19 protein-coding genes are annotated in these 20,892 nt (G+C 49.1%); 6 read left to right on the top strand and 13 right to left on the bottom strand.

From position 1 onward, the window contains the following. Positions 1-104 precede the first annotated feature (104 nt). The 8 genes from GRF59_RS01155 to GRF59_RS01120 all read right to left on the bottom strand — a co-directional run bounded on the left by GRF59_RS01155 (position 105) and on the right by GRF59_RS01120 (position 11,824). A complete protein-coding gene (locus GRF59_RS01155; protein WP_160495844.1) occupies positions 105-2,780 on the bottom strand; it encodes a penicillin-binding protein 1A in 2,676 nt (891 codons plus the stop codon). Positions 2,781-2,963: 183 nt separating this feature from the next. Further along, the gene (hfq, locus tag GRF59_RS01150) at positions 2,964-3,203 is read right to left on the bottom strand and encodes an RNA chaperone Hfq (RefSeq protein ID WP_160495843.1); all 240 of its coding nucleotides are present in this window, start codon (positions 3,201-3,203) and stop codon (positions 2,964-2,966) included. A gap of 20 nt (positions 3,204-3,223) precedes the next feature. Further along, positions 3,224-4,207 (bottom strand): tRNA (adenosine(37)-N6)-dimethylallyltransferase MiaA, encoded by a 984-nt coding sequence (miaA, locus tag GRF59_RS01145; RefSeq protein ID WP_160498062.1) that lies wholly within the window; start codon positions 4,205-4,207, stop codon positions 3,224-3,226. Then, a complete protein-coding gene (locus GRF59_RS01140; RefSeq protein ID WP_160495842.1) occupies positions 4,194-4,985 on the bottom strand; it encodes a class I SAM-dependent methyltransferase in 792 nt (263 codons plus the stop codon). The genes miaA and GRF59_RS01140 overlap by 14 nt, the downstream gene beginning before the upstream one ends. 51 nt (positions 4,986-5,036) lie before the next feature. Continuing rightward, positions 5,037-7,037, bottom strand: coding sequence for a DNA mismatch repair endonuclease MutL (gene mutL, locus GRF59_RS01135; protein ID WP_160495841.1), 2,001 nt, complete (start codon positions 7,035-7,037; stop codon positions 5,037-5,039). Positions 7,038-7,086: 49 nt separating this feature from the next. Continuing rightward, complete coding sequence (gene mutS, locus GRF59_RS01130; protein WP_160495840.1) at positions 7,087-9,801, bottom strand: DNA mismatch repair protein MutS; 2,715 nt, start codon at positions 9,799-9,801, stop codon at positions 7,087-7,089. 64 nt (positions 9,802-9,865) lie between these two features. Then, complete coding sequence (locus GRF59_RS01125) at positions 9,866-11,125, bottom strand: putative amidoligase domain-containing protein (RefSeq protein ID WP_160495839.1); 1,260 nt, start codon at positions 11,123-11,125, stop codon at positions 9,866-9,868. Positions 11,126-11,266: 141 nt separating this feature from the next. After that, on the bottom strand, positions 11,267-11,824 hold the full coding sequence (locus GRF59_RS01120; RefSeq protein WP_160495838.1) for an outer spore coat protein CotE: 558 nt from the start codon (positions 11,822-11,824) through the stop codon (positions 11,267-11,269). A 208-nt stretch (positions 11,825-12,032) separates the two neighbouring features. On the opposite strand from GRF59_RS01120, the gene GRF59_RS01115 reads away from it, so the two are divergent. Then, positions 12,033-12,455, top strand: coding sequence for a hypothetical protein (locus GRF59_RS01115; RefSeq protein ID WP_160495837.1), 423 nt, complete (start codon positions 12,033-12,035; stop codon positions 12,453-12,455). 76 nt (positions 12,456-12,531) lie between these two features. Here GRF59_RS01115 and GRF59_RS01110 read toward each other — a convergent pair whose 3' ends face one another. The 5 genes from GRF59_RS01110 to GRF59_RS01090 form a co-directional block, all read right to left on the bottom strand. Beyond that, positions 12,532-13,515, bottom strand: coding sequence for an aromatic acid exporter family protein (locus tag GRF59_RS01110; protein WP_160495836.1), 984 nt, complete (start codon positions 13,513-13,515; stop codon positions 12,532-12,534). Between the two features lie 130 nt (positions 13,516-13,645). Further along, on the bottom strand, positions 13,646-14,494 hold the full coding sequence (locus GRF59_RS01105; protein ID WP_423802915.1) for an ABC transporter permease: 849 nt from the start codon (positions 14,492-14,494) through the stop codon (positions 13,646-13,648). Positions 14,495-14,500: 6 nt separating this feature from the next. Continuing rightward, positions 14,501-15,277 carry an ABC transporter ATP-binding protein gene (locus GRF59_RS01100; protein WP_160495835.1) on the bottom strand — a complete coding sequence of 259 codons (777 nt, stop codon included), beginning with the start codon at positions 15,275-15,277 and terminating at the stop codon, positions 14,501-14,503. Between the two features lie 29 nt (positions 15,278-15,306). Next, positions 15,307-16,317 carry an ABC transporter substrate-binding protein gene (locus tag GRF59_RS01095; RefSeq protein WP_160495834.1) on the bottom strand — a complete coding sequence of 337 codons (1,011 nt, stop codon included), beginning with the start codon at positions 16,315-16,317 and terminating at the stop codon, positions 15,307-15,309. 220 nt (positions 16,318-16,537) lie between these two features. Continuing rightward, a complete protein-coding gene (locus GRF59_RS01090; RefSeq protein ID WP_160495833.1) occupies positions 16,538-18,055 on the bottom strand; it encodes a carboxypeptidase M32 in 1,518 nt (505 codons plus the stop codon). A gap of 130 nt (positions 18,056-18,185) precedes the next feature. Here GRF59_RS01090 and GRF59_RS01085 point away from each other — a divergent pair, with 130 nt between their 5' ends. The 5 genes from GRF59_RS01085 to GRF59_RS01065 all read left to right on the top strand — a co-directional run bounded on the left by GRF59_RS01085 (position 18,186) and on the right by GRF59_RS01065 (position 20,743). After that, the gene (locus GRF59_RS01085) at positions 18,186-18,515 is read left to right on the top strand and encodes an iron-sulfur cluster biosynthesis family protein (protein WP_160495832.1); all 330 of its coding nucleotides are present in this window, start codon (positions 18,186-18,188) and stop codon (positions 18,513-18,515) included. A 34-nt stretch (positions 18,516-18,549) separates the two neighbouring features. Then, positions 18,550-19,125: a beta-class carbonic anhydrase gene (locus tag GRF59_RS01080; protein ID WP_160495831.1), complete on the top strand. Its 576-nt coding sequence runs from the start codon at positions 18,550-18,552 to the stop codon at positions 19,123-19,125. A 130-nt stretch (positions 19,126-19,255) separates the two neighbouring features. Next, positions 19,256-19,813, top strand: a complete 558-nt coding sequence (locus GRF59_RS01075) for a PadR family transcriptional regulator (protein WP_160495830.1) — start codon at positions 19,256-19,258, stop codon at positions 19,811-19,813. Between the two features lie 174 nt (positions 19,814-19,987). Continuing rightward, positions 19,988-20,440, top strand: coding sequence for a hypothetical protein (locus GRF59_RS01070; protein WP_423802913.1), 453 nt, complete (start codon positions 19,988-19,990; stop codon positions 20,438-20,440). A 6-nt stretch (positions 20,441-20,446) separates the two neighbouring features. Next, positions 20,447-20,743, top strand: a complete 297-nt coding sequence (locus tag GRF59_RS01065) for a YxcD family protein (RefSeq protein ID WP_160498059.1) — start codon at positions 20,447-20,449, stop codon at positions 20,741-20,743. The last annotated feature ends 149 nt before the right edge of the window (positions 20,744-20,892 follow it).

The following is a 20,892-nucleotide window of genomic DNA, read 5'->3' as shown; positions in this document are numbered from 1 at the left end:
ATGTTTACATTAAATAATATATCGCAACCGCACACCATTGTATAAGTAAAAAATGAAAAAAGCCCCCGTTAGGGAGCTCTTTTCATGTACTACATTCCTTATTCTTACGGATTTGTTTCATCCTCAAACGGTCCTGAACCAATGTTATCCGGTTTTTTAGTGCCATTCACGTTACCACCCGTATCCGTTCCGCTTCCGTTATCCGGAGGAACGATCGTGCCGTTATCGATGTTGCCATCCCCGGCACCCGAGCCGCTGCCCTGGTCACCACCTTGATCGGTTCCATTGCCAGTTCCGCCACTTGGATTTCCATTACCATTACCATTACCGTTATTTCCATTGTTACCGTTATTACCATTATTGCTTCCGTTACCATTGTTGTTTCCATTATTGTTGCCGTTATTGCTGCCGTTCCCCTGGTTTCCATTACCCTGATCGTTACTCGAGTTTCCATCCGGATTTTGGCCCTGATCGACATTACCATTTTGGCCGTTATCCCCTGTATTTTCATCAGGTGGAAGCTGTTCTTCAGGTGGGCCCTGGATCTGAATCGTAAACACGTTGGATGGATCCGACTCATCTCCAGTATCTCTGGATACAGCCGTCACATAGTACTCATAATTGAGTCCTGTCAACGCTCCAAGATCTTCTACACTCGTCGAAGATATGTCACCTTGTATCATCGTATAATTCGGTTCCGATGACTCTTTCCGGTATAACCGGTAAGTAACGTCACCGCTTTCTACCGGATTCCAGGACAGGGATACGGTTTGTGTATCCGGACTATAGCTGCCTGTCAGCCCGCTGACAGAACCCGTTGTTTCTTCAACAGGTGGCGGTTCAGGCGTTTTCATGTTTTCCGGCTTTTTAAATTCCTTCGCTGGGAATTGAGTCAGAGCCTGCTCCATGACTTTACCCCAGAAAGCCGCTGCAAGCGGACTGCTGTTGTGAAGCAGATGGGTTTTGTCCGGATTATCATATCCCATCCAAACGGCTGCGGTAAGTTCCGGCGTATAGCCGACAAACCACACATCACGGTTTGACTTCGATCCGGAAATGCCGCTTTGCGTCGTGCCCGTTTTACCTGCTACGGGTCTGCTGATTTTAGCTTTTTTGCCTGTTCCGCTATTCACGACCTCTTGCATCATTTGGGTCAATTGATAAGCCGTATCTTCGCCCATCACCTTCTTACCGGCGTCTTTATGCGCATAGACCGTTTTATCGTCGCTGTCTTTAATCTGTTTGATCGAAAAAGCTTTATTAAACGTGCCGCCGTTAGCAAAAGCGCTGTAGGCTTGAGCCATTTCCAGCGTATTGGTACCTTTGCTGATACCACCAAGCGCCATTGCAAGGTTTTTGTCATCGTCCGTCAGCTGAATACCAAGCTTCGTCGCAAAATTGAAACCAGTCTTAACACCAATTTGATTAAGCAGCCAAACCGCTGGTATGTTTTCAGACTTCGTAATCGCATCGGCCATTCCGATGGTGTCTGAATAACCGTGGAGATTGCCAGGACAATACTTTCCAAAACATTGCTTTTTGTTGCTTAGCTGTGAGTTCATAGTGAAATTTCCGCTTTCCAGTGCCGGTGCATAGGAAACGATCGGTTTGAATGCTGACCCCGGTTGACGGCGGCTGTTGGTCACGCGACTGTATCCCTTGCGTTCATAGTCACGGCCGCCCAGAAGCGCCACCAGTGAGCCATTCTCCTGGTTCATGATAACCATCGATCCTTGCACGGGCTGATCATCCGGGCTCTTCTCAAAGTTGGATGCATCAGCAAATTCTTTTTCCAGCACCTTTTGGGCGTTGGCGTCCATGGTCGTGTAGATTTTGTATCCGCCGATGTTCAGATCGTCTTCGCTGAGACCGGTCACGTCTTCGGCTTCATTCATGACGTAGTCCATAAAGTTCTGATAGTTTTGCTTCTTCTTCGGCGGCTCATAGTCGTATACGACCTTCTTAGCATCTTCCGCCTGGGCCTGAGTGATGTAACCCTGTTCGGCCATCAGGTTCAGGACGACCGAGCGGCGCTGCATCGAAAGCTCAGGATTGCGAAGCGGGTTATACTTGGACGGTCCCTTAGGCATCGCCGCAAGTGTGGCCATTTCCCACAGATCCAATTCCTTCAAGTCGCTTTTACCGAAATAATATTTGGAAGCTTCTTTAATGCCGTATATTTGACCGCCAAAGGGAATGCGGTTCAAGTACAACGTTATGATTTCATCTTTAGTCAAGTTACGGTCAAGCGCCAGCGCGATGGATACCTCCGTCGCTTTACGGAAGAATGTCTTATCCCGGGTCAGGAAGATATTTTTGGCAAGCTGCTGGGTAATCGTACTGCCGCCTTCCACCTTGGAACGGGCTATGATATCTTTTACCGCCGCCCGCCCGATCGACCATAGATCGACGCCGCTATGCTCCTTAAACCGCTTATCCTCAGTTGCGATGAATGCATTTTTGAGGAGGTCAGGAATGTCTTCGCTATTCACCGGATCGCTCTTCTGGAGAGAAAGCTCGCCCATTAGGACATTGTTGCGGTCGAAAACCTTAGAAGTTTCGTTAACCGTAATTTTATCCTTGTTGGCTTGGTACAATCGTTCTCCGTTCACCGAAATATACAAGTAACCGGCTATAGCGCAGAATACGGCAAAAGCGCAAGTAAAAAACAAAGTCCAGAATATTCGTTTTCCAGATATTTTTTTCTTTTTCTTTTTTGGCGTCTTGGAGGGCTGCTCTTTATTTCTATTTCCCGTCCTAGACAGTTTATTGTTATCCATGGTGCCTCCTGACTCCCTTTCGGATCATTCTGGTTTGGAATGAAAAGAACAACCTCGACAAGGTTGCTCCGCTCCTGTTCCTATGTCTACAGACATTAGCAAACGCAGCAATTATTTTCGGCCGGCTTCCTAAGTCTATATACTTAAACGAAAATCATCCAAAAAAGTTTCAAATTACGTCTGTTAGCTCTCATTTTGCGGTTCTTGCATCAATGAAACATTGCGTTGAGGCGTAACCGTGGAGATAGCGTGCTTGAACAGCATCTGCTGCTTGCCATCTGAATCGACAACGACAGTAAAGTTATCGAATGCTTTGATGGTGCCGCGAATCTGAAATCCGTTTACGAGAAAAATGGTCACAGGGATATTTTCCTTGCGCAGCTGGTTTAAAAATGTATCCTGGATATTAATGGATTTGTTCATTTACCCGTACCCCCAACGTTTCATTTAGATTGTTTTGAAGTATATTCAAGATTTGAGAGAAACTTTCCTGCTATTATATCACGGATTTCCGCCAATTTAGCAGAAAAATTTACGGGCTCCGTGACGTCCACCCATGAGATATCCTTCATGTGACGGAACCAGGACAACTGGCGTTTGGCGAACCGGCGTGTGTCTCTCTTCAGGATCGTGACCGCCTCATCCAAAGACTCGCGGCCTTGAAGATAGGATATGATTTGCTTATAACCCAGCCCTTGCATAGAGACCAGGTCTGTTCCGTAGCCCTTGTCCAGCAGCGAAGACACTTCTTCTACCAAACCCTGCTTCAGCATCTCGTCGATGCGGGCTTCAATACGTTTATATAGCATTTGCCTATCCATTGTCAAACCGACGAGGCACAATTGATACGGAGATTCCCGTCTTTGCCCAGCCGACTGGGCCGAAAGTGGGATACCGGTCAAATGGTAGATTTCCAAAGCCCTAATAATTCTTCTCTGGTCATTGGGATGAAGTTTGTCCGCGCTGAAAGGATCCACGGCAGATAGCTTGGCATGCAGTGCTTCTGCTCCATGCTCCTCTGCGAAAGCAGCCTGTTCGTCGCGAAACCCTTTATCTTCCCCGACCTGCGCAAATTGATAATCGTAGCACACCGATTCCACATAAAGGCCTGTCCCGCCGACAATAAAGGGCAACTTCCCGCGCGTGTGGATTTCCTGTATGAGCCGATGGCTTTGCTCCTGAAACTCCGCTACGGAATACGCCTCATCCGGTGAATGAATATCAATCAGATGATGGGGGATTCCCTGCATTTCTTCCTGGGATATTTTAGCTGTACCAATATCCATTTCCCGGTAAACTTGCATCGAATCTCCGGAAATAATCTCGCAGTTCAGCTCTTTAGCCAGCTCGATGCTAAGCTTGGTTTTACCAACGGCGGTTGGGCCGACAAGCACCAGCAGTGGTTTTTTTTTCTCAGTTGCATTCATTCCTGTCAACGGTGATCACTCCATATGAAATTTTAGAATGGGCGCGCCCATGCTCCGAAAAACCGAGACGGGCAAATTCGCCGCTGCCCCATTTTTCCTTAAGCACCACCGTTTTCCGGGCAACCCTGACGGCTTCTCTGATGCTTTCTTCGCTCAGCGGTTCGTTGTTGGCAAACCAACGGAGCGGGCGGATTGCCGAGGAATCCATCAGCGGCTCGCGGAACATCGGATCGAAATAGACGATGTCCATACTCCCGTCCGGCAAAGAACGCAGTACATCCAAATGATGCCGATTCAGAACATTGACGCGTCTCATGGCGGCATTGATCTCTTCAACGCCTGATGTATAATGCGCCAGCCCCTCTGACAGAAGCGCAGCCAATGATGGGGAACTCTCCACAGCTGTTATCTTCGCATTCAAGCCGCCCTTCACCGCAAACACGAGTGCATCCGTCCCAAGTCCAGCCGTGCAATCCAATACGCTATTACCCTCGCTCATGAGCGCCGAATCCAGCATGGGATCGCACTCGCCCTTGAGGATTCTCTTAGCTCTGACAAATCCCATGCTGGGGTGAAATTCCATCGAATCCTCACCAGCCTTGATTAGTCTGGCACCATTGTCTAACACAACGATGATGTCAGCTTGCCCATGTTGATCCGCCATCTTGGGTAGAGATGTATGCCGCCTTGGCACATATAAACTCCCTGTACGGGATGCCAGGGCTTCGGCGCGGCTTATGATCTCTGTTCCGGCCTTGTTCCCTGTTGTAATAATCATGTCTGTCTCCAATCATCTATCATAATTAGTTATTCACTAATTTCCTTCTTTTTACATGACCCGCTTAAACAGCTTTTCCAAATCATAGGTTGTAAAGGAAATCACAATCGGCCGACCATGTGGACATGTATAAGGCTGTCTGCATGCCCCAAGCCGGTCAAGCAAGGTACCTGCTTCCTGCTCCGTCAGCTTTTGATTCGCTTTTATCGACGCCTTGCAGGAGCAGAGGATGGATGATTTCTCCCTGAGCTTCGCCAGATCGATCATGCGCTCTCCAAGGACCCATTCAGCCATTTCCTCAATCAGCTCCTTTTCCTCCCCTTTAGGAAACCAATAAGGATGAGATCGGACGCGGAACGTTTGCCCTCCGAAATGCTCCAAATATACGCCTACCTGCTCAAACCACTGGAGTTTATCCTTCAGTTGTGCGGCTTCGGAAGGTGTGAATTCAAGCGTAATCGGCAGGAGAAGCTCCTGCGATGCATCCGCAGGCTGACCGAATTTTTCATAAAAAAATTCATAATTGACACGTTCATGCGCCGCATGCTGGTCAATCAGATAGAGCCCCTGATCATTCTGAGCAATCAGGTACGTGCCATGATGCTGACCAATCAGCGTGAGCTCGGGAAACGCCGGGATTTCCGCGTGACTGTCAGCAGATGTAGCCAGCAGCCTGCTGGCCAGCTCAGGATTTGAACTCTGACTGTTCCGCTGCTGCTGAGGTGCTGTATTCCCCCTGTAAGCAGCTGAACGCTCTTCTCTGACCGCGCTATTGCCAGCAAGCCATTGACCTTGACCCTGGTTCATATAACCGTTAGAGTTCCCGGAATTGAGCTGCCCCTGAGGCGTGGACGGGAAAGACTCTTTGGGGCTTAATACATGGCTCGTCTGAGTATGCTCGGAGCTCATCACAGGTAACGCTGCATCGCTTGAAGCCGCGGTCTCTCCTTTGCTTATATCCGCGCCGGCTTGGGAGCTCCGGTTCGGAAAATGAAACTGTTCCTGCACAAAGGAGCTGCTGTTCTTGCCGCCGATATTTTGCTTAACGGCCTGGGGAATCAAGACCTCTTGACGCAGGACGCGGTGAATACTCTCTTCGACGAAAGGATACAGTTCTTGTTCCTTGCTGAATCGCACTTCCAGTTTGGCAGGATGGACGTTCACATCGACAAGAGACGGATGCATCTTGATCTCAAGGACCGCAAGCGGAAATCTATTGATTGGAAGCAGCGTATGATAGGCTCGTTGTATCGCCTGGTTAAGTCCGTAATTCCGGATGTATCTTCCATTAACAATGGTGGAAATGCCATTTCGGTTCGATCTGGTCCATTCCGGCAGACTCACAAAACCTCTGAGCTCGAAGTCTAGATTCTCAGCCTGAATTGGCAGCATTGCTTTGGCCGCCTGCGTACCGTATACCGCTGCGATAACCTGGAGCAGATCACCATTCCCCAGCGTTTTAATCAGCTGATTCTCATTATGTCGGAGCGTGATGGCAATTTCCGGATGGGAAAGAGCGATTCTGTACATATAATCCGAGATGTGGCCAAGCTCCGTCTGAATCGTCTTCATATATTTCAGTCTTGCCGGCGTATTAAAAAACAGCTCTCTTACGTGTATGTCGGTTCCTCTTGGAGCGGGGGTCTCCTCCTCCACCAGCAGCTTACCGCCTTCCATCCGGATACGTCGGCCCATGCCGTCGTCCCGATGTGAAGTCACCAGTTCGACTTTCGCTACTGCCGCGATACTGGGAAGAGCCTCGCCGCGAAAACCCAAGCTGGTAATATGAAAAAGATCCCGGCTGTTTTCGATTTTACTTGTCGCGTGGCGGTAAAAAGCTGTGCCGCAGTCATCCGGCTCGATCCCGGAGCCGTTATCGGTTACACGGATACCTTCCAGTCCACCCTCTTCCACATGAACCTCGATGCGGGTCGCGCCAGCGTCAATAGAGTTTTCCACAAGCTCCTTCACAACGGAAGCCGGACGCTCCACCACTTCACCGGCAGCAATCTGGTTGGCAATATGCTCGTCCAATATATGAATTTTTGCCATATCCGACACCCCCCTATTTCTTATCCTTATATATCAAAGCCAAAGTATCTTACAAATTCCTGGCTTTCATTTTCAACTCATTCAGCAGCTGCATCGCCTGTAGCGGCGTCATGTTCATGACATCGATGCTTTTAATCGTTTCCACGATCTGGTTCAGGGATGGATCAGCCTTCTCCGCAGGAGCCGCAGCTTTGGCAGAAGGCTTCATTTCCTCTTCGCCAAAGATAGACAACTGTACAACCTCGCCTACCTTTACTACAGGCTCCTGAGCTGCTTCTATGCCTTCAGAAGCTTCCAACTCCGCGACTGCGGGTACCTCAATAGAAGGCGTCAGCGGCTGCTGAGGGATCTCCTGGCTAACCGCCACCTGCGCGGCTCCTTGTTCCACTCCCTGCAACAACGAGTAGGCACGTCCAATGATTGAGGAAGGCAACCCTGCCAAACGCGCACAGTATATCCCATAGCTGCTGCCCGCGGGTCCTGGAACGAGTTTACGCAGAAAATGGACATTCTCTCCGCTTTCCTGCACGGCCATAGAATAGTTTCGCAGCCCTTTCAAACTGTCCTCCAGATGGGCAAGCTCATGGAAATGTGTGGATACCAGTGATTTACAGCCGATCGTATCATGCACGTACTCAATGACCGCCTGGGCTATGGCCATCCCCTCACTTGTCGAGGTTCCCCGTCCCAATTCGTCAATGATGATCAAGCTTCTTGGCGTTGCCTTTTCGGTCATCACCTGAATGTCCGCCATTTCCACCATGAATGTGCTTTGTCCGCCAATGAGGTCATCCGCAGCACCGATTCGCGTAAAGATGCGGTCAATCATCGGAACCTCAGCCTTGCCTGCCGGCACGAAGCAACCGATTTGCGCCATGATGGATATCAATGCGACCTGACGCATATACGTGCTCTTGCCCGCCATGTTCGGACCTGTGATCAGCAGAATCCCTGCTTCGTTTCGGGTCAATTGCGTGGCGTTGGCAATGAAAGAGGACTCCTTCATAACCGCCTCTACGACTGGATGGCGACCGGCTTCAACGACCAAATCATAACCATCCGTGAGAATTGGCTTCACAAAGCCCTGCTCGGCGCTGACGGCAGCCAAGGATTGATACACATCCAGCTCAGCCACCTTTTCAGCCAGAAGCTGCAGCCTGGATATTTCGGAAGCCAGCCTTTCTCTTAGTTCCGTGAAAAGAACATACTCGAGGTCGACCATTTTTTCCTGGGCTTCCAGAATCAGGCCTTCCTTCTCCTTCAGCTCCGGCGTGACATAACGTTCCGCGTTGGTCAGCGTCTGTTTGCGCTCGTACCTGCCATCTGGCAGTGAGCCGACATTAGCCTTGGTTACTTCTATATAATAGCCGAACACTTTATTGAAACCGATCTTCAATGACCGGATGCCCGTAACTTCTCGTTCCTTGGCTTCAAGCTCCGCGATCCATCGTTTCCCGTTCACGCTCGCTTCCCTAAGTTCATCCAGATGTTCATGGCAACCCGGTTTAATAAGTCCACCATCCCGTACGGAAACCGGAGGGTCCTCAACGATCGTCCGTTCAATTGCTTCGCTCAGATCCTTGCATTCATCCATTTCTCCCGCAATTCGCCGCAGCGTGGAAGATGATGAGGATGCGCAGAGCTCCTTAAGAGCAGGAATCTGCTGCAGCGATACCTTTAAGGCGTTTAAATCGCGTCCGTTGGCATTACCGAATGCGATCCGTGCCACAAGACGCTCCAAGTCATAGATTTCATTCAAAGAGCCCTTCAGGTCCTCACGCAAGATAAACTGGTTATAAAGATGATCCACTGCCTCCAACCGTTCTTCAATCGGCTTGAGATTCAGCAGCGGTTTATCAATCCATCTCCGCAAGAGCCTTGCCCCCATCGATGTCTGGGATCGATCGAGCAGCCACAGGAGCGATCCTTTCTTCGAACGGTCGCGAACCGTTTCTACAAGCTCCAGATTACGCCGCGTGAACGGGTCCAAAATCATGTAATGCCCAGGCTCATAAGGCGAGAACTGCGTCAACTGGCCCAAAGAGCGCCGCTGAGTTTCACTCAGATAAGATATGAGGACCGCCACGCAGTGTTGGCGTTCAGGGTCCAATCTGGCCCAGGCTGCCTCTCCAAATTGACTCCTAACCAGCCTTTCATCTTGCTTCTCCCAAGGCGTATATACGACGGGACGGCTCCACTGGATTTGCTCCGCCTGAATCAGCTCCAGCATGCTGCTGTCCCCGATCATTTCCGACGGTTCGTAAATGCCTATCTCATCCCGCAGCCATTCGACAGAAGAAGGAACCGAAGTCACGTACAGCTCACCCGTTGAAATATCACATGCGGCAAGCGACATCATCCGGTCACTTTCGGTTACGCATACCAAATAATTATTGGATTTGTCGGCGATGGTTTTCCCTTCCATAATCGTACCCGGGGTCACCACGCGGACAATTTCTCTTCGTACCATACCTTTTGTGACGGTGGGATCTTCCATCTGTTCGCAAATCGCCACTTTATAGCCCTTCTCGATCAAACGCTGAATGTAGCCTTCGGCAGAATGGTAAGGCACACCGCACATCGGTATACGCTCTTCACCCCCGCCTTCACGGCCAGTCAGCGTGATCTCAAGCTCTCTGGATGCCTTAATGGCATCTTCAAAAAACATTTCATAAAAGTCACCTAAACGAAAAAAAAGGAAAGCATCTTGGGCTTGTTCCTTAACTGTTAAATATTGTTCAATCATTGGCGTGTATTTTGCCATGACTTACCTCCAAACCTCGACTTTGCACATGCTCTATTATAGCAGAAAACCTAGAATATCATCATCAAGGCTGAAAGGGAAGTTTCCACAGCGGCCGGATATCGCGAAATTCATTCCACATGCCCCCCTCACGGATTTCACGAAAGAGAGGATCAATATACGTTTTGACTTCCTTGTATTGTCCGAGCGCCTGAAGATCAGAAATGATGGGCTCTATACATTCGCGGAGCTGTTCCCGCTCTCCCTTGTAATAAGCCCGGTGTATTCGGTCATCATCTTCAAGGGGCCGACGCATCAATGACCGGTAATTAGTAACAATCAAATAAGCTAAATAGACAACGCCCTTAGTCAGCAGCGGCGAGACAAGGAAGCTGGGGAGCGTCCTGTACTCGAAGCCTCCGTGGGGTTGTCTGCGGAAGTCGCCAAGATGACCGTACCGCGGACGCCTTGACTGGCTGCTTGGTGCCTCCAGTACCGAAACCGGAAGGGTGAGATAATTATCCAGCGCCCTTAAGAGATCGGCATTCAACTCAATACCGCTAAAATGAAGATGTCCGCCAAGCGGCAAACCTGCCTTCGGCATGCCACCAGCCATCCAAAGCAAAGAAGGGTCGGTTATCATCTCGCCTGCCATTCGCAAGGTTCGCATCAATCCGATCAAAAGGCCGCGGGGGCTCGAACTCGGCCGCGGCCTCAGCTCCGCGATCGGATACGTTGTCTCGCCATCTGCTCCGTGGACGGCATCACATCCCACCTCACCCTCCCGGTCCAGGAATCGGGACGCCGGAACGACACCGCTTTGTACAGGATCGATGATCAGAAACTCCGGATCCATGCCAAGCAGTAGCTGAACACCCGTTTCCTCTTCGCCCTGTCGTCTCTGCTCCAATTCCGTTTCCGCCCGCTGATACAGCTTCATCAGCCTTGGGCTTTCCAGCCGCGATGAAGGCGTTACCTTTTCAACCGCATATTTCCGCTCACCGCCTCCGGAAACGATCAGGACCTCGCCAGAGCTTAATCCGAGCGTATAAAGAGTGCGCACCGCCATTTTTTCGAGCTGGCGAAACAGGGAAGAGGAAACGGCCGTCTGCTCCGTACTTAGCACCAAGGGGACTTGGAAGGGATGAGCCGATCCTTCCACGCGAGCCATCCCAATGGCCTGCATGCCGGAAATATGAACAGCGTAGCGGGTGCGGTACACTCCATCTGCATTTGGGTTGCCCGCTTGTTTCAAGTTAGAAACGATCCCGGATCGGGTCAAACGGGCGTGCCTGAGGGCGACAGACCAGTTTCCGAATCGTTCAGCTTCATCCTGACTGTTCATTCGGTCCTCTCCCTTCATTTCGCGTCGTAAAATGTGCAGATATTTTTTTGAAATTAAAAATAAAAAAGGAGGGCATCCGCCCTCTACGCCGCCGCCCTCGCGTCATATATTAAATCATACCTCTTTTCCAGCCCCGCAGACCTACAATTCATCATCCAGTGAATCAGGATCCAAATCGTCATAGTCTACGTCATCGCTGAAGTCGAATTCCTTGTCTTCGTAGTCCCCATGGCCTCTTCCGCACACCAGAACACGTACCTTGGTCTCGGCCACAAGCTCAACGCAGAACTCGCGTTCTACCCGGATGATGACATTGCCTCCCCCGGAAGAAACACTGGCTTCAACGCAGCTAGGTTCCTGCGTGGCCTCCGCAGATACCTCCACGGTTGAAGCCCGGTGTTTCGGATCCAGGTACGAGAGCGGAACCAGCTCTACATAGGATACCGTTTCTTTCGCAACGTCGGTTTGAGAGTTTTTGTCATAGGAATACCAGATGTTGATATCGTAAGTACCAATAACTTCAATTCCGTCGCCTGCGGCAACCGCTTCATACTGATGGTTTATAATCCATGCCCCCAAGATGCTGGTTGGACTATGAGGCGGAGTCACGGTATGTGTTACGGTAGAGAACTTACGACCTTTGCCGCAGATCGCTTTCGTGATGATCTCTCTACATTGATGTTTATCGCTTAATGACATCTTTCGAACCTCCTCCATACAATCATTCACTTAAGTGTATGCAGGACATAGGCATTTGTTGATTAAACGAGCATAAATGAATGAAATATTATTCTTCCTATCCGGTGAAAATGCTTGCGTGCAGCGATAATCCGCAACTTCCTGCGATCTTTCCCCGTTTAGTAACTAATCATATCAGAGCTTCATGCGGGTAAATGAGGGGGATAATATGAAGATCAAATCTTGGATGGTTGTGTTTTTGCTATCTTCCATTATGATGGGGGGTTGTGAGAACATAAGCACTCAAAAGCCTCATGAAATTTTTTCGGCCGATCAAGCCATTGCCTTGGTCGTACAGACAGAAAACAAGGATGACTTTCCAGCCAAAACAGGAACCAACGCCGGAGTCATAAAAGGAGGCGGTCCCCAGCCAGGGATTCGCGTGCCGGGAACCTTCACATCATCAGCTACCAAACAAAGCGGCGACGTATATCTTGTAACCCTGAAGGAAAGCTGGAGCGCAAAAGATTTTCGCACTGAAAACAAGCCGGAGAAAGCGATCTTAAGCTATTTCTGGACGTACGAGGTCACACCTACGACTGTCAAACCGCTAAATCAAGGGGGAGATTTCCCACCGGATCACGTCGAATAACTACCTTAATGTACAAATAATCCCCTGCTAATGAACCAGGTTCCAGAAGAAGCCTGCGGCAGAGGATTGTTTGTGTTTATTCGTTTGAATCGATAACCGCTTTCCGTGCGGCGACCGAAGTTGGCGCTTTGTTTTTCTTCGCCAGTTTAAGATAAAGCGACAGCTCCCGGATCAACTGCAAAATCGCAGAACGGATCTCAAATTCCTCCCGGGTGGTGGGAAGCTCCATGGTTTTGAATTCCTTCTCGAGCCGGTTCAATAAAATCTCGGTTCGGCCCGTATATACTTCTTCCGTCACATCGCTGCTGAGCTGTTCGAACAGTTCAGCTACATCATCCGCCTGCGGCAGCTTCTGATACACATGCGAAATGAGCTGAATCATATTCTGTATGGACTCGAGCTGTTCCTTTCTCATGTAAAAATAAATGCTCCAGACCTCGTCCGGATGCAGCATTTGATTTTCCATTGCCCGGTGCGATGCCGCTTTACCTACAGCAATCTCCTTGCCGGCCACAATGATTTCTTTTCCGTCCCACACATATTCAGGATCCCGTAGCGTCTCTGCAATCCGGTCGAAAATGATAGAAAACTGCTTATCCACCCTTTTGCGAATCGCCACCATCTGATCGGCTGCCTGCGGCATATAGGCCAAATTGACAATCAAGGCAGAACCCAAGCCAATGACCAGCAGCTCAATCTGAGTGAGAAGCGATGCCAGCGTAATACTGCCGCTTCCATATATCCGAAAGACCACTACGGAGCTCGTCACGATTCCCTCTTTGAAGTTCGCACGGGCTATTGCCGGAAATGCGACCAGAATATAAATCGCCAGCACCCAATAGTGATAGCCTAAAATCTCGAATAACACGCAGGCAAAAGCAAGACCTAACAGCGAAGCAAAAAAGCGTGCAGATATCGTTCTAATGCTTCTTTTGCGGGTGACATCCACTCCCAGTACAGCCAGCAAGCCCGCTGATAACGGCCCGGTTACACCAAGCGCGTCCGCTACCAGGATCGCCATCAGTGTTGCAATCGCTGTTTTAATGACACGAAAGCCCATGAAACCGCCTCTTTCTCACACATTTGACGTATTCCATGGTAGCGGATTTCGCCTCCGGACACAATGTCACACGGGCCTGTCAAGGATCTAAGCACAGCAATTGTCCTTTTTCCGCAACAAATGGTACCGTTTACCGCCTGTGGTTCAGCAGCTTACGCTCCACATATACGACGAGCTGATACATGCCTGTCGCGACAACGGCAATAATGAGCAAGCTGGACATGACCAGAGTAAAGTTAAAAACCTGAAAACCGTAGATAATCAAATATCCAAGGCCTGATTTTGCCACTAAAAACTCGCCTACGATTACACCCACCCACGCCATCCCGACATTCACCTTGAGCGTGGAAATAATGGTGGGAAAAGAAGCCGGAAGAATCACCTTGCGGAATACCTGCGCCCTCGTCCCCCCAAAGACGCGCACCACCTTGATCAGGTTGGTATCCACCTCGCAGAAACTGTTATAAACGACCAGCGTTGTCACAATCACCGTGATGGATAGCGTCGTAACGGTAATAGATAAAAATCCCGCACCGAACATGACGATAAAAATCGGCCCCAAGGCGACCTTAGGCATACTGTTGAAGACCACCATATAGGGATCGAGCACTTTGGATAAAAACGGCGACCACCAGATCAGCACCGCAAGCAGCGTGCCAAACAGCGTCCCGAGCACAAATCCTGCTGCCGTCTCCCCGACGGTGATGCCAAGATGTCCCCATAGTTCCCCGCTGACCGCATCCTTGCCAATTTGCGCAAAGACTTTGGATGGGTAACTGAATAACAGCACATCAATCCATTTCAGCCTGCCCGCCAGTTCCCAGAACGCAAAAAACAACAGCAATAAAGCCATTTGTACCGAGAATACCTGGATTCGCTGTTTCTTCTGGCGCTTCAGATGTGACCTGTGCAGATCCAGCAAGCCATCTTCCGGAAGAGCGGGCGTACTCGTGTTCATCCGGCCGTTAAGCACTGACATTTCCCCTCACTCCTTCTCACCGGCGTTCTCCATTTCGCGCCATATCTCGTGAAACAGTTCATTAAAGCCATCTTGCTCTCTGGCCATAAGTGGCCTGGCAAGCCGGATATGCTCCGGAACCTCGAACGTTCTCCGTATTTTGCCGGGGTGGCTTTCCAGCAGAATGACCCGGTCGCTGACCGCCACGGCTTCCGATAAATCATGCGTGACCAATATGGCCGTCTTGTTCCTCTCCCGCAGTGTCTCGGATATGAGATCCTCCAGCTGTAATTTCGTCTGGTAATCGAGGGCCGAGAAAGGCTCATCCAACAACAGCAAACCGGGATCGGTAGACAATGTACGCACAAGCGCCACGCGCTGCCGCATTCCTCCGGACAACTGCTGAGGATACAGATTTCTGGCTCCCTCAAGCCCCATTTCCTCCAGCAGGGAGGAGGTTCTTGATAGATGCTTCTCATCCAATCGTCCGGTCAGTTCCAGTCCGATCGATGCATTTTCAAAAATGGTACGCCAAGGAAACAAATAATCCTGCTGCAGCATATAACCTACCTCGGGAGTCGTTCCTTCCACTTTTCGTCCGTAGACGAAAGCTCCACCTCTGGTAGGCTGAAGCAATCCTGCTATGATCGAGAGAAGCGTCGTCTTGCCGCACCCGCTTGGTCCGACAAGACTGACAAACTCCCCCGGGTACACCTTCAAATCCAATCCGTCCAGGGCCAGCGAGGCTTCGCGGTCACTGACGTATACATGCGTGATATGCTGTAATTCGACTACCGGCTCCATGCTTCCATTCTCCTTTCGGCTCTGGAATGCTATTTCACGGAAGATTTGGCTTTTTCGGCAAAGCTGTTGTCCACGATCGCTTTTGCCTGCACTTTCTCCTTCAATTCTCCTGCTTGGCTCATGACATCCAGCAGATTATTCCATTCCGCATCGTCTACGATCGGGTCTGTCGCGTATGTCCCTTGATCCTTATAACGCTGAACGGAAGAGACAATGATGTCTTTATCCGCATCTTTAAAATACGGTAAGATGGCATCCGCGATTTCTGCTGGACTGTGCTGCTGAACCCAATTTTGCGCCTTTTGCAGCGCGTTCGTGAATTTTTGCACGGTATCGCTGTTTTTCTTGATATAGCTCTGTTTGCTCATGAATACCGTATATGGCAGATGACCGCTTTCTTCCCCGAAGGATGCCACGACATGGCCTTTACCCTCTTTTTCGAAAATGGAGGCTTGCGGTTCAAACAACTGCACATAGTCACCCGTTCCGGACAGATATGCCGATGCGATATTCGCGAAATCGATGTTTTGAATCAGCTTCAAATCCTTCTGGGGATCGATGTCGTGCTTGCGCAGCGTGAATTCGCCTGCCATCTGGGGCATTCCCCCTTTTCTTTGTCCGAGGAACGTGCTCCCTTTCACTTGGTTCCAATCCACCTTGCCTTCTCCGTTTCTTGCCATCAAGAACGTACCGTCGGTTTGCGTCACTTGGCCGAAGTTGATGACCGGATCATCCGATCCTTGCTGATAGACATAAATGGATGTCTCCGAGCCGACCAGTGCCACATCAATAGCTCCCGATAATAAAGCCGTCATCGTTTTATCGCCGCCAGGGATCGTCTGCAGCTCGACATCCAGCCCTTCTTCCTTGAAGAATCCCTTTGACAGAGCCACATACTCCGGTGCATAGAAAACGGAACGTGTGACTTCTCCTACCTTCACCTTCACTTCGGACTTGCTGCCCGAACAACCTGAAAAGATCATTCCGCACAGGACCAGGGAGAAAAGTCCAATCCATAGCCTGCGTGTGTTCTTCCGCATATGCCTTCCTCCATCCTCATTAAAGCCATATGCCATCATATGCATCCGCCTAGGAAAGGGTTAATGAAACTGTTATCGAAAAAATTGCGGGGATTAGAGGATGTCTTAGGGATGAAACAAGCTCTGAAAACAATAAAAAAGCCCCCAAGCATTCCGCAACGTAATCGTTACCGAAAATACTCAGGAGCTTTCCTATTTTGCTTATATTGATGTCAGCGGATTAAAGCTTGTAAATTTCTTTGTACTTCTCTTCGAGATAATCTGCCAGATAATCCGGATTCAATTCCTCGCCGGTCACATGCATAATGATCTCCGCAGGCGTCAAGCTCTTTCCGAAACGGTAGATTTTCTCAGTCAGCCATTCCTTAATCGGGATCAGATTGCCCTCACGGATGTATTGATCCAGCTCTGGCAGCTCTTTTCTCATGGTGTTCATGATTTGGGCTGCATACATATTCCCGAGCGAATAGGAAGCAAAGTATCCAAAGTCGCCCCCGGACCAGTGAACGTCCTGCAGCACGCCCAGACTGTCGTTTGGAGGCGTAACGCCAAGGTATTGCTGATATTTTTCATTCCAGACTTTCGGCAGGTCTTTGACTTCCAATCCTTCATTAAAGATCATCTTCTCGATTTCATAACGGATAATGATGTGAAGGTTATAGGTCAACTCGTCCGATTCAATACGAATGAGAGAGTTTTCCACCCGGTTGACGCCTCGGTAGAAATCTTCCAAAGCAACATTCTGAAGCTGCTGAGGGAAATGCTTTTGCAGATCTCCGTAATAGCGTTCCCAGAATGCGCGGCTGCGGCCGATAATGTTCTCCCACAAGCGGGACTGGGATTCATGAATACCCATTGATGTTCCCGACGCCAAAGGCGTGCCTGCCAGATCCTTGCTGATGTTCTGCTCATACAAAGCATGTCCGCCTTCATGAAGGGAACTGAACAACGCGCTGGTCACATCATCCTGGAGGTAGTGCGTCGTAATCCGGACATCGCCGGAATTCAGCCCAATCGCAAACGGATGAACGCTCTCATCCAAACGGCCGGCATCAAAGTCATACCCCATCTGCCCTAGAATGAAGAGTCCCATTTTCTCCTGTTGTTCTTTTTCGAAGATTTGGTCCAGGAAGGTGGTATCCGGTTTGTTCGGGGATTCCTGAATCGCTGCGACCAATGGCACCAAGCGATCACGCAATCGCCCGAATACCTCATCAAGCTTACCTACCGTCAAATCCGGTTCGAATTTATCCAGGAGCGTGTCATACGAAGTACCTTTCACACCCCAATATTGAATCAGTTCTTTCAGCAATGCTACGATTTTAGTCAAATTCGGTTCGAAGGAAGCAAAATCATTATTCGCTTTCGCTTCTTCCCAAATGGTCTGTGTATGCGCGGAAAGTACCGAGAACTCCTCGATTTTTTTCGCAGGAATCAATTTATTTTCGTCATAATTCTTTTTGCATTCCTTCACCACGCGGCGGGTTGTTTCATCGAGCTGGCTGTCGACCTCAGGGTTTGTAAAAAAGGATATGTACTCGCCCATTTCGTCCGACACTTGCAGCTTGAACTGTTCCGAAGACAGCGTACCGATCACGCCGGAACGAAGCTCCACACCCTTGCGCGGTGCCCCGGTACGCAGATCCCAATGCATCAGGGAAATGGCTTCGTTATATGCTCCAATTTTGCGAACGAGTTCCATAAATGATTCCAATTTTGCTTTCACTTCATTATTCATTCCAAGATTCACCTCGCCACGTATTTTCGTCCTACCTCTTGATGATACTTTTTGATGAAAGTATAATCAATATTTAATACGAATCGTTCGTCTTCAAACCACATTTTTGAGCAAAGGAGCCGAAATCAGCATGAATATTCAAATAACCGACCGGGCAGAGCGCTTTTTGCAGCAAAAAATGGGTGAAAAGTCTTCGCCTGTCAGGCTTGTCTTTGATTCCGAGGGCTGTGGCTGCGGAGTCAATGGCATACCGGCTTTGTGGATACTGCCGGAGCTGGACGAATATGATATGAGCATACATAGCAATGGGGTTCCTTTTGTGATTAACCGGATCCATGCAGTATACTTTGAAGAGAATCTGTATTTAGATTCGGAGGAAGGTTATCCTTCCTTCCGTCTCTCGGGTGACAGTCAGCTGTACGGTAAGAATATAAGACTGCTGGACAAGCGCGAAGACTAATTTTACTTAATTAAAGAAAGGTTGTGGATGCATTATGAGCCATCTATCAGAAATTATGGAGTACAACAGACAATTCGTTGATGAAAAACAATACGAACAATACTTGACCGGAAAATTTCCGGACAAAAAGCTGGTGATCATCACCTGCATGGATACGCGTCTGGTCGAATTGCTGCCCAAAGCCATGAACCTCAAGAACGGTGACGTCAAAATCATTAAAATCGCCGGCGCCATCGTATCGCACCCTTTCGGAAGCGTGATGCGCAGCATCCTTGTCGCTTTGTACGAGCTTAGCGCCGATGAAGTCATCGTCGTAGGGCACCTTGACTGCGGGATGGCCGCGCTGAACGCAGACCATATGATTCAGGAAATCAGAAACCGCGGTGTGTCCGAGGAAGTGCTGTCGACTCTGGACAACTCAGGTATTAAGCTGGACTCTTGGCTGCAAGGATTCAGCAACATCAAGGAAGGCGTAACAGGAACCGTTAATCTCATTAAAAAGCATCCGCTGCTGCCTGCAGATGTTCCTGTACACGGCATGATCATCGATCCGAACAGCGGCCAACTCGAAATTGTGGTCGACGGATACGAAAAAATTTCACAAAAATAACTCTTTACAAATACAAGCAAAAACACGGATACCTGTATCCGTGTTTTTTTGCTGCTCAGGTTGCAAAACCATACAGTTTAAGTGTACACTTTTTGATGAAAGAACATATCACGTATGGGAGACATTGCAAATGAATACGTTATCCTACGGATTGTTGGCTTTTTTGGCCAGAGAACCTGGTTCCGGCTATGATGTGATGCTGAAAATCCAGCCGTTCTGGCAGGCCAAACACAGCCAAATTTATCCTCTCCTAGCTCAAATGGAGGAGAATGAACTACTTACTTCTTTATGGATCAAGCAGTCGGAAAAGCCCGACAAGAAAATTTACTCCATTACGGACAGCGGTATTCGAAAATTGAAGGAATGGATGTACATGCCCCTTCCGGACCCCGTGACGCGGGACGAGCTGTCGATGAAAACGTTTTGCATGTGGATGACCGATCGAGATAATGCGATTGAAATCGTTGAATCGAGAAAGGCCTATTTTTCGCGCAGACTCGAATCCTTCCACAAAATGCTGCAAAACATTCCCGAGGAAAAGCGCGGTTTCGGCAATCGCGAGTTCTATGATTACATTCTCATCCAAAAGGGAATATTTAATGCAACTGCCGGACAGGATTGGTGTAAATGGGTACTTGGCATGTTGAGAGAACAGCAGGCCAAAGAGTCTCCCGTACAGTCGGTGTAACCAGATTAATGAGTACTTAAAAAATTCATATGGGCAACTATATGCGGCGCAGCAAAAAATATTTAAACTATTTTATATTTTTTTATTAAAAAATGAAACTTTAAGATACTAAGCACGTAAAGCATAGTAGGCACTTCAATATGCCAGCAAAATACTCGGGAGGTATTCTACTTCATGATGAACAAATCGTTGAAGAAATGGATCATGATTATCATGGCATTTACGTTCTTCTTCGCCATCTCCGTACCGGCGGATAATGCAGACGCCAGACGCGGCGGAGGCAGCAGCTTCAGATCCGGTACCAAAGGCTTCACCAATACGCCGAAAAAATCGACGACAACCGATAACGTCAAAAAGTCGACGAACACTAACACGAACAAATCTACAGCCGGCACAACAGCCAAACGTGGATTTTTCAGCGGCGGAAGCTTTATGAAAGGTTTGATGATCGGCGGATTGGCAGGCATGCTGTTCGGCGGTATGTTTGGAGGCATGGGAGCATTCGGCAACATTTTGGGCTTGATTATCAACCTTCTTGCCGTGTATGTCGTGATATCCCTCGTTATCGCAGCCATCAGGGCGTATAAGAACCGTCGCAAACCGGATCCGCGGGACGGACGGTACTAAGCGATGTTGATACTCAGCATGGATGAAATTATCAATGCGATTTGTCTCCATATGGCGGAACGCAAACGGATTCGTCCTCAGGATGTTCAAGTCGAACTTTTTTGGGACGAAGATACAGGCTACTCCGCAGAAGTCGTAGCCGAAGGCCGAAACCAATATCTGGTCGAATCCAATATGATTGAAGCCATCATGCGCTATCTGCAGAGCGAATATGACATCCGCGCATACCGCGAGCAGATTACCCTCGATCTGGATGAAGAAATAACAGCCCAGATCGATGTGGAAGTACAGCAGACGTATTAAAAATAAAAGGTAGACATCGATGAGATGTCTACCTTTTTTGCGTTATGAAGCTTAGTTACGTAGCTGATGCGAAAGCTTCATGTAACACTACAAATACGGTCACCGGTTCCTTGCAGTTAAAGTGCTCGCAGATGTATGCCGCGGGTCTG

Source organism: Paenibacillus dendrobii, from assembly GCF_009807035.1.
In the GTDB taxonomy this organism is placed as follows: domain Bacteria; phylum Bacillota; class Bacilli; order Paenibacillales; family Paenibacillaceae; genus Paenibacillus_AQ; species Paenibacillus_AQ dendrobii.
This window is presented reverse-complemented; position numbering and strand designations above follow the sequence as displayed.

Bases quoted from the DNA above. Each gene is read 5' to 3' on its own strand.
- GRF59_RS01155 (WP_160495844.1), bottom strand. From the start codon at position 2,780: ATGGATAACAATAAACTGTCTAGGACGGGAAATAGAAATAAAGAGCAG.
- hfq (WP_160495843.1), bottom strand. From the start codon at position 3,203: ATGAACAAATCCATTAATATCCAGGATACATTTTTAAACCAGCTGCGC.
- miaA (WP_160498062.1), bottom strand. From the start codon at position 4,207: ATGAATGCAACTGAGAAAAAAAAACCACTGCTGGTGCTTGTCGGCCCA.
- GRF59_RS01140 (WP_160495842.1), bottom strand. From the start codon at position 4,985: ATGATTATTACAACAGGGAACAAGGCCGGAACAGAGATCATAAGCCGC.
- mutL (WP_160495841.1), bottom strand. From the start codon at position 7,037: ATGGCAAAAATTCATATATTGGACGAGCATATTGCCAACCAGATTGCT.
- mutS (WP_160495840.1), bottom strand. From the start codon at position 9,801: ATGGCAAAATACACGCCAATGATTGAACAATATTTAACAGTTAAGGAA.
- GRF59_RS01125 (WP_160495839.1), bottom strand. From the start codon at position 11,125: ATGAACAGTCAGGATGAAGCTGAACGATTCGGAAACTGGTCTGTCGCC.
- GRF59_RS01120 (WP_160495838.1), bottom strand. From the start codon at position 11,824: ATGTCATTAAGCGATAAACATCAATGTAGAGAGATCATCACGAAAGCG.
- GRF59_RS01115 (WP_160495837.1), top strand. From the start codon at position 12,033: ATGAAGATCAAATCTTGGATGGTTGTGTTTTTGCTATCTTCCATTATG.
- GRF59_RS01110 (WP_160495836.1), bottom strand. From the start codon at position 13,515: ATGGGCTTTCGTGTCATTAAAACAGCGATTGCAACACTGATGGCGATC.
- GRF59_RS01105 (WP_423802915.1), bottom strand. From the start codon at position 14,494: ATGTCAGTGCTTAACGGCCGGATGAACACGAGTACGCCCGCTCTTCCG.
- GRF59_RS01100 (WP_160495835.1), bottom strand. From the start codon at position 15,277: ATGGAGCCGGTAGTCGAATTACAGCATATCACGCATGTATACGTCAGT.
- GRF59_RS01095 (WP_160495834.1), bottom strand. From the start codon at position 16,317: ATGCGGAAGAACACACGCAGGCTATGGATTGGACTTTTCTCCCTGGTC.
- GRF59_RS01090 (WP_160495833.1), bottom strand. From the start codon at position 18,055: ATGAATAATGAAGTGAAAGCAAAATTGGAATCATTTATGGAACTCGTT.
- GRF59_RS01085 (WP_160495832.1), top strand. From the start codon at position 18,186: ATGAATATTCAAATAACCGACCGGGCAGAGCGCTTTTTGCAGCAAAAA.
- GRF59_RS01080 (WP_160495831.1), top strand. From the start codon at position 18,550: ATGAGCCATCTATCAGAAATTATGGAGTACAACAGACAATTCGTTGAT.
- GRF59_RS01075 (WP_160495830.1), top strand. From the start codon at position 19,256: ATGAATACGTTATCCTACGGATTGTTGGCTTTTTTGGCCAGAGAACCT.
- GRF59_RS01070 (WP_423802913.1), top strand. From the start codon at position 19,988: ATGATGAACAAATCGTTGAAGAAATGGATCATGATTATCATGGCATTT.